The organism is Ligilactobacillus agilis, from assembly GCF_025311475.1.
In the GTDB taxonomy this organism is placed as follows: Bacteria; Bacillota; Bacilli; order Lactobacillales; family Lactobacillaceae; genus Ligilactobacillus; species Ligilactobacillus agilis.
Window position 1 is genome coordinate 1731429 of sequence record NZ_CP104397.1, and the last position, 14192, is coordinate 1745620.

Here is a 14192-nt window from a genome sequence, read left to right on the forward strand (position 1 = left end):
AATTAACCTTTGGCTTGACCAATTACAGTTCCAGCAGTTTGCTTGCCAGTCTTATCTAAAGTAAATGTTACTTGGTCAACGTTAGTGAAGGCAACAATCATTGTATCTTCCTTACCCGCAGCAGCTAAGGCGGCTAGATCAACTTGAGCCAACTCTTGGCCAGCCTCTACTTGGTCTCCTTCTTTAACCATTAAAGTAAATGGCTTACCTTCCAAGGAAACAGTGTCAATTCCCATATGAACTAACACTTCCATGCCCGCGGCTGTTTCTAAGCCAATCGCATGCTTGGTTGGGAAAAGACTCTTAACTTGACCAGCAACTGGGGAAACAATCTTTCCATCCGCTGGTTTAACAGCATAACCATCACCCATCATCTTTCCTGAGAAAACAGGGTCATTAACTTCAGTAATTGGCATTACTTCCCCATTGGCTACAGCTACTACTTCGGCTTGAGCACCCTTAGCCACTGTTTCTTTTTTAGCAGCAGCTGCATCAACTACCACGTTAGGAATTTCCATTCCAGAGTCTAAAATGTCTTGAATATCTGATTTCAACACGTCAGCTTTAGGTCCATAAACAGCTTGAACCCCGTTGTCTTTAGTGATAAGTCCCATTGCACCGACTGCTTTCCATTGATCTTCGCTACCAACTTTAGCTTTATCTTTTACAGTCACACGTAGACGGGTCATACATGCATCCACATCTTCAATGTTAGCTTTACCACCTAAAAGGTTGATGATGGCAAAGGCTTGATCATTACCTTCAACTGGTGCACCAGTTCCGCTAGCATTGTCACCTGTATCTAAATCGTAGTTACCGTTTCGGCCTGGAGTTGCAAAATTAAATTTCTTAATCAAGAAGTTAGCTAAGAAGTAAGTGAACACCCCAAAGAGAATTGAAACCCAAACAAAGTTGAGTAAATCTCCACCAAGACCGGCTTTAATTGCCAGTGGTGTCCGGGTTAGCAATTCGATGTTACCAAATGAGTGAACCCGCAATGAAACCAGGTCGGCTGTTGCAAAGGCAGCCCCTTGAATGAAGGCGTAAACAACGTACAATGGTACGGCTGCAAACATGAACATGAATTCAAGTGGTTCTGTTACCCCAGTTAAGAAAACGGCTAAAGCAGCTGAGAAGAACATTGACTTGTAAAGATGCTTCTTGTCAGGGTCAACGTTCTTGTACATTGCAAGTGTCATCCCCATCAAAATCCCTGTGGCCCCAATCATTTGTCCTACCTTGAAACGAGCTGGGGTCCAGTGAGTTAATACATAGTGATATTGGCTCATATCGCCAGCATTCTTAAGGTTAACTAAATCAGTTGCCCAGGCTAACCATAGTGGGTCTTGCCCGAAAACATGAGTCCCTGCTTGCGGACCAGATAAGATTTCATAAGTTCCCCCTAAGGCAGTGTAGTTAATAGGAATTGTTAACATGTGGTGCAAACCAAATGGGAGGAGCAAACGTTCTAGCGTCCCGTATAAGAACGGTGCCAAAATAGGAGCATTATCTTGTGATTCCGCAATCCATAACCCAAAGTTGTTGATACCACCTTGAATTGTTGGCCAAACGACGGCTAAAATCAAAGAACAAATTAATGACCATAAGATAACTACGAAAGGAACGAAGCGCTTACCATTAAAGAATGATAAAGCATCGGGTAATTTACGGTAGTTATAATACTTGTTATAAGCCATTGCCCCAATAAAACCGGCAATGATTCCGACGAAAACCCCCATGTTTAGTGCGGGCGCTTCCAAAACGCTGGTAAAGAAACCTTTAACCATGATTTTGGTTCCAAACAAAGTATGTGTGTAAGCTTTAGGATCGTTTAGCATTTCGCTAGTAACCCCAAAAATAGAACCAGTAATCCGGTTGATTAAAATGAAGGAAATCCCAGCTGCAAAGGCACCACCAGCTTTTTCTTTAGCCCAACTACCACCGATAGCCAATGCAAAAAGAATATGTAAGTTGCCAATAATTGCCCAACCAATGTTTTCAACCACGCCACCAGTCGTAACTAAGGCTGTTACGTGTGGGTTGATTAAAGGAATTGTCTTCCCAATACTAATCATTAAACCAGCTGCTGGCATAACAGCTACGACCACCATTAAAGCTTTACCGAATTTTTGCCAAAATTCAAAGCTAAATATTTTCTTCATATTAAGTCTCCTTTTTCTGTTGCGTAAAATTTACGCAACCGGTTTCGTTGAATTTATTATATCTTGTTTGCGCTTCAATGTAAACCTTTTCTTTCTAGGAAAATTTTTTCTCTAGCTTAAAAGAGTTGATTTTTCGGCTTTGATACCGCATTTCAATTCTTAAATATCTGTAAAAAAATTACCATTAGTTTTAATTTTAGGTCTACCCGTGTATAATGACTTATAGTGGATTTTTACATTTACATAAGGAGTTATTTATGAACAATAAAAACCAACATGACTATCGGCCGAACGATATTCCCCCCCGGCGTGAACATCGCGGTCATAGTTCACAGCACGTTCTTATCAGCCCCCATCGTAAACGCAAGCGTCTGTTCACAATTTTACTGGTGCTTGCCTTAGTCATTTTCTACGGCGGTGGCGCCTACCTCTACCACATGTTAGCCAATGCTAAAAGTGCTGTTAACGAAACCTATACTGCTACTAATATCAAAAAATCGCGTAACGTTTCAAAGGTTTTAAAAGCCAAAAAACCGATTTCAATTCTTCTCTTAGGAACCGATACTGGTGATTTAGGAAGAACTGATAAAGGACGCACAGATACCCTTATCGTTGCTACCATTAACCCATCTACTAAGCGCGTTACCTTAACTTCTATCCCGCGGGATCTTCAAGTTAAGGTTCCTGGTTCAATCGATAGTTACGATAAAATCAACGCTGCCTATACAATCGGTGGCGTTTCAACTGCCATCAAGACAGTTCAAAATACCTTCCACATCCCAATTGACTTCTACGTGCTTGTCAACATGGGAGGGTTAACTAAGATTGTTGATGCTATTGACGGTGTGACCGTTACTCCGCCATTAACCTTCTCTTACGAAGATGCACACGTAACCAAGGGTAAGAAGGTTACCCTTAACGGTAAGGAAGCCCTCTCTTATTCGCGGATGCGTTACGATGATCCCCTCGGAGATTACGGGCGGCAAAAGCGGCAACGCCAAATCATCACGGCCATCATTAAAAAGTCACTCTCAGTTTCAACCCTTTCCTCTTACAAGGAACTCCTCAATACACTAGAAGAAAATATGAAAACCGATTTGACTTACGATGATATTATGACCATCATTTCCGAATACAAAGCTGCCGGCCAAAGCATTAAGTCCTATGCCGTTCAGGGTGAGGAAGCCATGATTGACGGTGCTTCTTATCAAGTCGCTTCTGCAGCAGTTAAGCAAAAGAATTCCGACCGTATCAGAAATGAATTAGGCCTGGAACCATCCGATGCCGAGTTCACTGGGCGCGTTGACTATGACGATAGTTACGACAGCACGTCTACCACGACTTCTACCTACGACAACACTTACAGTGATTCTTACGGTAACTCCTACAGCACTAGTACCTACGACTACTAGTCCATAACTAAAATAACCCGCTGAATGTCCAGTAATTTGGACTTCAGCGGGTTATTTCTATGACTAATCAAGTCGCTCTATTTAAAAATGTGTACGGTAAGAATTATTATTCCAACTAATTTTTTAGAGACTAGACCACCTTAACTCTAATTTAACTTCTTTGTCATAAAAAACTCACTACAGATTTTCTTCAAAAAATTTCTGTATTTTTGCAAAGGGAATTACTCCCACATTGTCATATAAGTCAGTATGCGTTGCCCCTTTAATTGAAAGAAACTCTTTATTAGCAGAATACGGATTATCTTTCACCATATTTTTATAAGCATCTTTGCCCATATAATAGCTATGTGCTTTATCACCGTGCATAATAAGGACTGCACTGCGAATTTCATTGCTATACTCTAAGATGGGTTGATTAATAAATGACATAGTGCCTATTATATTCCAGCCTTGATTTGAATTGAGCGACCGACTATGGTAACCACGGTCTGTCTTATAGTAAGCATAATAGTCTTTCACAAACTGGGGAGCATCCTCAGGTAACGGGTCAACTACTCCTCCTGCTCTTTCATAGTATCCCACTTGATAATCTTTTGTCCTTTGTTCGTTCCATTTCTTTTTTATTTCATACCTAGCTTCTTCGTTATTCTCAGAGTCAAAATAACCTTTGGCCGCTACCCTAGTTAGATCATACATTGTAGACACAACGGTCCCTTTGATACGTGTATCAAGCGCAGCAGCGTTAAGTGCTAGGCCACCCCAACCACAAATTCCGACAATACCTATTTTATCAGCATCGACCCCTTCATAATTACTTAAAAAATCAACTGCCGCTTGAAAATCTTCTGTATTGATATCAGGTGAGGCCATATTTCGAGGGTTGCCTCCACTTTCACCAGTGAAGGAGGGATCAAATGCCATTGTTAAAAAACCTCGTTCTGCTAGCTGCTGTGCATATAAACCTGAAGACTGTTCTTTCACAGCTCCAAAGGGACCGCTTATCGCTATCGCTGGAAGTTTTCCATTAGGATTTTTCGGTTCATACAAATCAGCTGCAAGTGTGATTCCATAACGATTAATAAACGTTACCTTCATGTGCCTTACTAGCTTGCTTTTAGGAAATACCTTATCCCATTCAGTTACTAAAGTTAATTCCTCTTTTTTCACCATATCAATCACTCCTCAACATTTTTGATAAACCTTGCTGGAACACCGGCGACTACTGTGTTTTTCGCTACATTTTTCGTAACTACAGCGCCAGCTGCAATAACAGCTCCGTCCCCAATTTCTACGCCTTGACAAATAGTCGCATTAGCTCCAACCCACACATTTTTGCCAATTTTGATTGCTTTAGGAATAACATTTCCCCTATCTTTTACTTTTAGGTTATGATTAAGTGTGGCCATTACCACATTATGACCTATGAGCGTACCATCTCCAATTTCAATTCCACCTTGGTCTTGAAATATACAAGCAGCATTGATAAAAACATTCTTACCTAATTTGATATTTTTCCCACAATCCGTATAAAAAGGGGGAAACATCCTAAAGCTTTCATTTATTTTTCTACCAGTCAATTTTTCCATCAATACTCTAATTTCCTCACTGGTATGATATTTATTGTTCAACTCCATCGTGACTTTAAGAGCCTCTTGCGATAAATAAGACATGAATTGATGTTCTTTTGAGCCTGCAATAACCTCTTTTTCAGCCGCCATAGCTTCTAAAAAATTTGCTAACTCCATCTTAACCCCTCCTTGTAAGCGTATTATATACTTCTATCTTTAAAATATAAAATACTTATAATTTATTATTAGATATTCATTTTGTCTATATCTAGACGTATAATAACCTAAGGGGGAATCAATATGGAAATCAGAGTTTTAAAGTATTTTGTAGAAATGGCTAATCAACAAAACATGACCAAAGCAGCTAAAAAATTGCATCTTACACAACCAACACTTTCAAAACAATTAAAAGATTTAGAAAGTGAACTTGGTCAAAAATTATTTAACCGTTCCAACCACAGTATCAACCTTACGCCTGAAGGAAAAATCCTTTACAAAAGAGCACTGGATATTTTGGGAATTGTCCAAAAAACCAAGACTGAATTTCAAGCTATGAGCGCTTTTAATGGAGGTGATTTATATATTGGCTGCGCCGAATCTTACGGGATAACCATTATTGCTAAAGCCGTCAAAGTACTGAAACAAAAATATCCCAACATTAAGTTTCATATTTACAGCGGCAACTTCCAAACAGTAGTTGAAAGACTAAATAATAGCCTATTAGACTTTGCTGTAACCGTACAGAGCCTTGACACTTCTTCCTTTAACTCATTAAGTTTACCCTACCTAGATACTTGGGGACTTTTAATGCGGAGAGACAGTCCTTTAGCAGCTAAAAACAACGTAAGTATTGCTGATATTTCAAAATTACCTCTAATCATTTCAAGACAAGGCTTTTCTGACGAGATGCCCAATGATTTAAAAAGCATCCAAGCTCATTTGAACATCGTTGGAACATATGACTTGCTATACAATGCTAGCCTCTTTGTAAAAGAAGGTTTAGGTTATGCCCTTTGCTTTAAGCATTTAGTAAACACTAACGCGAATGAACTCATTTTCAAAGAAATAACTCCTACTATTTCCTCACCTATGAAGATTATTTGGTCAAGGAATAAAACTTTATCTAAAACCGCTACGTTACTTTTGACAGAACTAAAAAAACTAATCTCTAGTTAAATATTTATATCAAACTAAAATAACCCGCTGAATGTCCAGTAGCTTGGACTTCAGCGGGTTATTTTTAAGCATAGCATCTAATACCACAGTTGCTCATACGGTAAATCCAATATGTCAAACACATAATACTCTGGTTCCCAGCCATACTCGAGTAACAGATCTAGCACTACCTTTAACTGCTTAGTTTGTGACTCAGTTAAGCTGAGGTTTGCTTGCATACAGTTAAGCGCTAAGGTATTAGTAACGGAAAGCAATGACTTGTAGTAAGAGTCCGGTCCGTCAAAACTTTCCAAAAATTCAGCTAGGTTAGTTACATAGATTAGTTCTAAATCTATCACCTTTTCTGCAGGCGGATTAAATTTTTTAAAGTCGCTAATATTTCGTTTAACAGTGCTTAAGTTGGGAATTTTACTAGGATTATCAAAAGCCTTTGTGATCCGCTTTTTAGCTTCCTGATACTCATCCTCAAGTGAATTAGCGTTAAAGAACACATCAATTTGCCGACTAGCTGTAGTATTAGTCCGTCCGGTACAGCTCAACCAAAAGGTTTTCAATTTCTTTTGTTTGACTGCTGCTGATTTTCTTTCTCAACGTCGCAATGGTAAAAGCCTTTTTCATAAAAAATTCCTACCTTTTCACTAGATTTTGCTTTAGTCAAAATATCTCTTCTCTTTCTAACTTTGCATCTTTATTAAGCCCGCTTATAAGTTTTAGAATAATGCATCGTATGAACCAGCAGAAAGAAAGAATGTTCCTAACATAAATACGACGCTTAACTTCCGGAACCTGCTCAAGGCTTGCATCGAAGTCAGCAAAGTCATCCTCTTCCAGATAATCAAGAATGGTTTTATCCCCTTCATAGAACTCTACTTCATCAGAGTCATTGCCATAAAGGAATCTTGCAGAGTCTAAAGCATTGGTATCGTAATAAGGAAAAGTGTCTGCAATCCTGCGTTTCATATCTGCATACTCCTGCTCATCCGATATAATCTCAATAGGGAAGAAGATATGAAATCTTGGTCTAGCAGACTTATCTCCCTTTGAAATGTTGTGGTGTTTACTATACGATACAGCAAAAGCAACACCCGGTATTTCAAGTGCTATATCAAGGGGAGTTACCCATTCATCCGGGTTATCTGAATGGTCATTATCACAGTCAAGTGGAATGCAATCCGAAAACTTGAAGTTGTCCTTACTGCGATAATTCCCTTTATACTTTGCGGTTACATGATCCATCTTTGTTGCTGCAATAAAGAAGTCCTTGTCGGTAACAATCATCTTATTGGGATACAGGCAGTTCCCGCTATTACCGACACAATCTGCTGTGTATATAGTGAAATTAATCATATTCGTTTACCTCCTTCATCGCATGGTCAAACCATCTGATTTTCATTCTTCTTTTCTTGGCAACACCAATCTCACGAGCCATGCCACGACTTACCACTCCACCAAATACCCAAAGTTCCGTGCATTTACCAAGAAGTACATAATTGAAATGCATGGCCATCTCTCGCTCTGTCTCATTGCCGTCATCCATGAACTTTGGATAAAGAAGATGAGGTGTTACTGGGATAGCATTCTCCTTAACGGCATATCTGCTGTATGCTTTTGCATTCTTTACATTATTTTCGATATCACCTGCATACGGACTGCAAACATATACCAACGGAAGATAGACAGCCTTTTTATCAGCTGCCACTTCTTCACGATGGATATTGGTAAGAGCCTCATATGTAGTCGGGTCGGAATAACCCTCATGATTAAACTTATCAATGCCCATATCTTTTAATCCTCCTGTTCAATGACTGGTAAGATGCCTTCGTTCTTCAGAAGGTCATAAAGGAAAAGTCTGCCCTTCTGTGTCCAATAGGTATGCATCACACTTCTGCTCTCATCAATTGCATAGGTACGTGATTGTGTGTATCCGCATTCTGCATACTGCTGATATAAAAGCCAGGTCTTTCTGAACTTGTACTGAACTCCAAGTTCGTGAAGAAGTGCGTTGAACTTGCGACCACTCATACCGTAGTTCTTTGCAATCTGTGTAATAGGAACTGTGTTCTTGTTCTGTAAAATAAGGTCATAGTAGCTTGCCTTTGGCTGCATCTCTGCAATCTGCTGACGCTGAATAAGCGTCTGACATTCAAGCTGTTTTCTTCTCTCACGCTCTTCTTTAAGCTGTGTAAGTGCTGCAATCGCAAGATCAGGATTTTCCAAAATCTCATCGATGGCATACATTCCATGCTTACGGGTAGCCGGAAGAACCTCTGCAGTTACCCAATGTTTGAACTTCTTCGCATTAGGCATCTTGCTTGAAAGGATAAGACTGTAAAGACCAGACTCGTTGATAATGATGGTTCCCTTATCCTGGTTACCATCAAAGAGCATGACTTTATGTCTGTCCTCTTCATCTACATGACGGTTAATATCTCGACTACCGTTCTGGTACCCGAGAATGTCTGCTACATCCTTGCCGACAAACATAACCTCACCGTTTACAGTTGCTGTTCTTAGAGAGCCAAACTCTGTGCTGTTAAATACTTGTAATTCCATACGAATTACCTCCTTCAAAATAAAATTCTTTGGAGGTGTCACCCTCCTACCTGGTAGCCTTGGGAGAAGGGTTAAAAGGACGTTTTTGAAAAAACTTTTTTTAATTTTTTGATTGCACGTCTGTAACGATGACTGACATTGTTGGCATCTTCACCGATTGAAGCTGCATACTCGCCAACGGTCATGCCATAAAGAACAATCGCAATAACCATTTCTGCTGCGTCCGGCTTTAAAATTTCTCTTATATGAGAGCAATAATGTTTGTACTGCCATTCATGATCCATTCGCTCTTCCAGTCCATCGATATCTCTTGTGAAAACAGACTGGTCGATTGCTTTGGCCATAATTGCCTCTTCGGTGTTAACTTCAATAACACCCTCTTTGTTCTTCATCTTTGCATTTCCTGTATGACGGTCATGCTTGTGCCAACTGTTGTAATCGGGTCTGTTAAATCTCTCTTCGATTACATCTTGGATTCTCTTTTCGTAGTCTTCCTGACTTTCTTCTTCTGAAATGGAGATATTTAACCATTTCTCCAATTCCATGTTTTCGACCTCAAGTGTCTGATACTCGTTCTCGTAACGAATCTTGATTTTCATAAAGTTCCTGCCTTTCTGCCTGGTTCTTGCAGAAGGGCATAGGAAACAAATAGGGTCGTTGCTTATAGAAGTACCGACCCATGAAATGCCTGAAAAAGAGCATAAGGAAATAAGGGTACTTCTATCGCACCTTTCACAGGTTGTCCTGTGATTGATGCCGATATCTGTATCCCAATGCCCTTATAGCTAATCAGGCCTTGTGATATTTATTTTTAAGTGCCTCTGGCACTTAGTTGAATTCACCTAATGAACTCAACTAAAGGTCAGAGAGGTAAAATAACTGCATTTGTAAATTATCTCTGCGAACGCATATTAACAAACTGCGAAAACGTAGATTTTTGGGTTCCTTTCTGATATAATATTGGGTAGAACAATTTCCCAATACAGCCTTACAAGTAGCAAGCGCTCGCTGTTTGCTTTTTACACTTCACATTATAGATAAGTGGGTCGGTAGAACTTGGTAGTGGCTGGTAGGCTTCGGTAGTCTTGGGTGTAATGAAGAAAGAGGTGGATTATGGAATTCACAGAATTTGCAGAAATACTAAAACCCATCATCGGTGGTTCATACAGCACTCATGTTTTTACCAAAACACTGTTTGAATCAATCATCACTGAAGAGGGTCTTTTACAAATTGAAGATATAAGTGAAAACACTTTTAAGGCCTATTACAATGGCAATACTAAAATTACAAATATAGCAAAGCGTGTTTTACCACACATTGAGCCGGAACAGTTCATTTCGTATTTAAATAGTTTTCAAAAAGCAACAAGGCAAAGGTTGTGCGATGCTTTTCAAACTCATATAGAAGATATAAACCTGTACAATGCTTCAAAGAAAATCGCATATTTGTTTGAAGAGATTCTTACAACGACTGCTGTGCAAAAAAGAAAAAGCACTCCGAAGAGTGCTAAAAAAGACAGTGAAAAAACGCCACATGATATTCTTACCGAGAAAGTCTTGGCTTCAGGACAGGCTATTGCGGATGTATGGGGTAATGCTATTTCAAATTTAGTTGGTCCCACTACTTCAACTGACATGCTTGACGAGAATAGACTAAATCCAAAAGATTATGCCTTTCTTGAACGATTCAAAAGTCAGGTTGAACCCCTTCTCACATATTGTATGGATCATGACCCTACAGGAGAAGGAACAAAGTTATCACTTGCTGACGAAATTAATGATTTTCTTCAATCATGGAAATATGATGTGCGAAAAATTCAAGATGCCTGTTTAAGAAAGCTTGTAGTTGATGCAATGCAGGTACTTGGAGATTACACTTACTACATTTCAGATAAGTTTTTACGATGGATTCCTGATACTGATATTCTTTGGTTTAGGAACGAATCCATTGAAGAAGGTAATCAGCTACGTGATGTCCTTCGGCCAGAGACTATAAAAAAGCGAACTGAAATGAAAGATATTTATGTGCGTTTATATCCAATCCCCGAGGATAATACAGATATGAACGCACTTGAGATTCCGAGTAAGCAAACTACAAATGAGTCTCCATACTCTTCGGCGGACATTTTACTGCTTGAAGAATTCACTGCAGATTATGACGAAATCATGGTTACTCTCATCGGAGAAAACTATGCTGAGTCATTAATCGACATGACTCTGCCATCTAAAATAAAAGACTTGTATGAAACCAAATGGATGTCAAAAGCAGATACATTTGCTGATCCATCTTTAAAATCATATGTTTTTGGGTTACTTGGAGAATTAAACAATGTAAGCAATAGCTTCTTAGCTAGTGGTTCTGCAACTCCTTTTTTAGGAAGTTCCAGAACCAAAATACGCAATTTGTATGTAAAGCTTCATCTCGACCAGTTTGCTGGAACATTTCCGTATGATGCATTTATCGATGACTGGGACGATGGAGAAAATTATTAATCGGAAAGGAGGATGTTGATGCCATCGATTGATGAATCCATCCGTAAAATAGACAACGTCATATGTAGGCATTTAGATGAAATAGAAAACAATTCTCGTGGTGCTATTTCTCAAGATATTTTAGAGCAGCTGACAAAGTTCGTAAATCATGTCATGCTCAAGTTTTATGCCAACGGCAGAGAAATACCTATCACTGCCGAAAACATAGCAAAGGCCACAGAGTTTGCACAGATAAACAGTGAACTGTACACTTTATATAAATTCCATAATTACCTGGAAGTAGTCACCACACAATATACATTGGATGAAGACGGCTCCGAACGATTAATGCTTAAGTATTATCAATACCTGTTAGAAGCAAAGAATCTTATCTGGCACTACTTTGGTATTGAGGTACTGCATAATTTAGATAAGTTTCCTCTTCATCTAGATGATACTTTACAGGAATACTATAAAAAGATTTCTGAAAAAATAGAACGATATCCAGTGGAATTCAAAGCTGAAAAAAATGACAAATACTATATTCAGAAAATTAAGCCACTGTTTGTTAACAGACACATATATTATGAAATCACATTTACACCAATAGATGATAGAAAAAACAAGTCCAAATCTAATAGGGTAATTGCTTTTACTAAACTACCAATCAAAAGCAATTACGCATCAAAGTTTCATCTCGTACATGAGACTATCGAGATATTAGGAAAAACAATGCCTATCATTATTATTGACGGCTGGGAGGTCTCCATTCGTGACTGTGAATTTCAAAATTTTATTAAACTGATAAAAGGAGAGAAAAAAAGAGTACCATATCCAGAGCAACGCTTAATCTGTGAGTTCCTTACCAGAACAAAATACACTTTGACTGCTCTAATGGACTTCCCGGATAAAGCATATGATAGGCTTACTCTTGAATGGAAAAATAGCCTTAAATCTATGGTATTTATTCCTATTTTAGATTACTGCAGAGAACTTATTCGAAATGGTCGTAACGGAAAAAATGTGCTGCGATACCTTCTCTATAACATGAACAATGTTATTATTAAAGGTCAATATTCGGACGGCTACTATAGCAAATATTATGAAGAATGGGTACACGCCGGAAACAGTCATCTTTCTAATTTATATTTATCAAACGGTTGCAGGCAGTTTGATTCTTTACCATTTAACAGATCTCCTGTTGGACATAATCCAAAACTAGGTGCTGTTTTTGATTGTATTCCGTGTAAAGACAAACGCCCAGAATTGTTCGCAAGATTTATAAGGAACAACACTGAAGGTAGAGGACAACTCTTTACTGATGTTGATGAACTAGGTAATTTTCCTGATTACCCAAGACTCATCGAACAGTATAACGATAGCCTTTATTCAGGGCACAGACCTGAAAGTGATTTAATGCTTGAACATAATCAAGTATTTATAAACGATTACAAACTCGATACTTGCACTGTAATTGAAAAATTACAAGAGTTGGCAGAGTCAGGTATTGAGAACTACAGTGCCGATGTTGAAATTTGGCTGATGTTCGATGATTACGAAATTGACTGCGATGAAAAGAAAGACATCATTACCCGTATATTTTCGGAATCAAAGGTTGGTGTGATATACGGTTCAGCAGGTGTAGGAAAATCTACGCTAATAAACCATGTTTCTCACTACTTAAATGATGATTCCAAGCTATACCTTACACAAACAAATCCAGCAAAAGAGAACCTGATGCGAAAGATTGATGCAGAAAATACAACTTTCTCAACAATTGAAAGTTTCAAACGTCAAGGGTCTGCTTTTGCGAAGTATAAATTATTGGTTATTGATGAGTGTAGTACCGTCAGCAACAAAGATATGGTTGAGGTTCTTCAAAAGGCAAATTTTGAAATGCTTTTATTGGTTGGAGATACTTATCAGATTGATGCGATTCAATTTGGAAATTGGTTCTCGGTATTAAAAGCATTTTTACCAGAAAGTGCTGTATTTGAACTAACCCAGCCCCATCGAACAAAGGATGAACGATTACTTGAACTGTGGGATAAGGTCAGACAGATGGATGATACTGCAAAAGAAGTCATCGAAAGAGAAAGCTACTCCTTAAAAGTAGATGAATCCCTTCTCTCTTCTCTTGAACCCGGAGAGGCTATCCTCTGCCTAAACTACGATGGTTTATATGGAATCAACAACATCAATAGATTCCTACAGGAAAGCAATCCTAATCCTGCTGTTCAATGGGACATTCAACAGTATAAAGTTGGAGACCCGATTCTCTTCCTTAATTCAGATAGGTTCTTCCCTGTCATACACAATAATATGAAGGGAATAATCAAGGGAATAGAAATCTTAGACCCCGGCACTCATGAAGAACGCATTCAGTTTGATGTTGAGATACCTAAGGCAGTAGATGAAAGTGATCTCCGGCGTATTAATCTCGAACTACTTGAATGTTGGGAAAGCAAAGGAAAATCGTTAGTTAGATTTTGTGTTCACAAATTAAAGAGTGCTGACGAAGATGGAGATGAAAGTACCTCATTCACTGTTGTACCATTCCAAATTGCTTATGCTGTATCAATACACAAAGCACAAGGTCTTGAATATGACTCTGTAAAGATAGTTATTACCGATGAGGTGGAAGAATTAGTAACTCACAATATCTTCTACACTGCTATCACAAGAGCCAGAGAAAAATTAAAAATCTACTGGACTCCTGAAGTCGAGGAAAAGGTTATTAACCGAATCAGACCACGAGATATCAGTAAAGATGTAGAACTCTTAAAAAACTATCTCACAGAAAAACAGCAAGAAGAATCATTTGATTTTTGGTTGTAAAGCAAGGAGGT

Annotated in this window: 12 protein-coding genes; 4 read left to right on the plus strand and 8 right to left on the minus strand. The window is 38.7% G+C overall.

What is annotated here, in order from left to right; translation table 11 throughout:
• Nucleotides 1–2: 2 nt before the first annotated feature.
• Nucleotides 3–2162, minus strand: coding sequence for a PTS transporter subunit IIBC (locus N4597_RS08730; RefSeq protein WP_089143970.1), 2160 nt, complete (start codon nt 2160–2162; stop codon nt 3–5).
• A 257-nt stretch (nt 2163–2419) separates the two neighbouring features.
• On the opposite strand from N4597_RS08730, the gene N4597_RS08735 reads away from it, so the two are divergent.
• Nucleotides 2420–3574: an LCP family glycopolymer transferase gene (locus N4597_RS08735; RefSeq protein ID WP_260903454.1), complete on the plus strand. Its 1155-nt coding sequence runs from the start codon at nt 2420–2422 to the stop codon at nt 3572–3574.
• Between the two features lie 177 nt (nt 3575–3751).
• On the opposite strand, the gene N4597_RS08740 is transcribed toward N4597_RS08735, so the two are convergent.
• A complete protein-coding gene (locus tag N4597_RS08740; protein ID WP_089143848.1) occupies nt 3752–4744 on the minus strand; it encodes an alpha/beta hydrolase in 993 nt (330 codons plus the stop codon).
• 5 nt (nt 4745–4749) lie between these two features.
• Nucleotides 4750–5319 carry a DapH/DapD/GlmU-related protein gene (locus N4597_RS08745; protein WP_260903457.1) on the minus strand — a complete coding sequence of 190 codons (570 nt, stop codon included), beginning with the start codon at nt 5317–5319 and terminating at the stop codon, nt 4750–4752.
• A 123-nt stretch (nt 5320–5442) separates the two neighbouring features.
• On the opposite strand from N4597_RS08745, the gene N4597_RS08750 reads away from it, so the two are divergent.
• Nucleotides 5443–6318 (plus strand): LysR family transcriptional regulator, encoded by an 876-nt coding sequence (locus N4597_RS08750; protein WP_192944604.1) that lies wholly within the window; start codon nt 5443–5445, stop codon nt 6316–6318.
• Between the two features lie 77 nt (nt 6319–6395).
• Here N4597_RS08750 and N4597_RS08755 read toward each other — a convergent pair whose 3' ends face one another.
• The 5 genes from N4597_RS08755 to N4597_RS08775 all read right to left on the minus strand — a co-directional run bounded on the left by N4597_RS08755 (nt 6396) and on the right by N4597_RS08775 (nt 9470).
• A complete protein-coding gene (locus N4597_RS08755; protein WP_260903460.1) occupies nt 6396–6857 on the minus strand; it encodes a hypothetical protein in 462 nt (153 codons plus the stop codon).
• Nucleotides 6858–6972: 115 nt separating this feature from the next.
• Nucleotides 6973–7665 carry a hypothetical protein gene (locus N4597_RS08760; RefSeq protein WP_260903463.1) on the minus strand — a complete coding sequence of 231 codons (693 nt, stop codon included), beginning with the start codon at nt 7663–7665 and terminating at the stop codon, nt 6973–6975.
• Nucleotides 7658–8098 carry a DUF7768 domain-containing protein gene (locus N4597_RS08765; RefSeq protein WP_260903466.1) on the minus strand — a complete coding sequence of 147 codons (441 nt, stop codon included), beginning with the start codon at nt 8096–8098 and terminating at the stop codon, nt 7658–7660. The genes N4597_RS08760 and N4597_RS08765 overlap by 8 nt, the downstream gene beginning before the upstream one ends.
• Nucleotides 8099–8103: 5 nt before the next feature.
• Complete coding sequence (locus N4597_RS08770) at nt 8104–8871, minus strand: phage antirepressor (protein ID WP_260903467.1); 768 nt, start codon at nt 8869–8871, stop codon at nt 8104–8106.
• A 71-nt stretch (nt 8872–8942) separates the two neighbouring features.
• Nucleotides 8943–9470, minus strand: coding sequence for a hypothetical protein (locus N4597_RS08775; RefSeq protein WP_260903469.1), 528 nt, complete (start codon nt 9468–9470; stop codon nt 8943–8945).
• Between the two features lie 514 nt (nt 9471–9984).
• Between N4597_RS08775 and N4597_RS08780 the strand changes: the two genes are divergently transcribed.
• Together N4597_RS08780 and N4597_RS08785 are read left to right on the plus strand one after the other, a co-directional pair.
• Complete coding sequence (locus N4597_RS08780) at nt 9985–11364, plus strand: hypothetical protein (RefSeq protein ID WP_260903471.1); 1380 nt, start codon at nt 9985–9987, stop codon at nt 11362–11364.
• Nucleotides 11365–11382: 18 nt separating this feature from the next.
• Nucleotides 11383–14181: an ATP-dependent DNA helicase gene (locus N4597_RS08785; RefSeq protein ID WP_260903473.1), complete on the plus strand. Its 2799-nt coding sequence runs from the start codon at nt 11383–11385 to the stop codon at nt 14179–14181.
• The last annotated feature ends 11 nt before the right edge of the window (nt 14182–14192 follow it).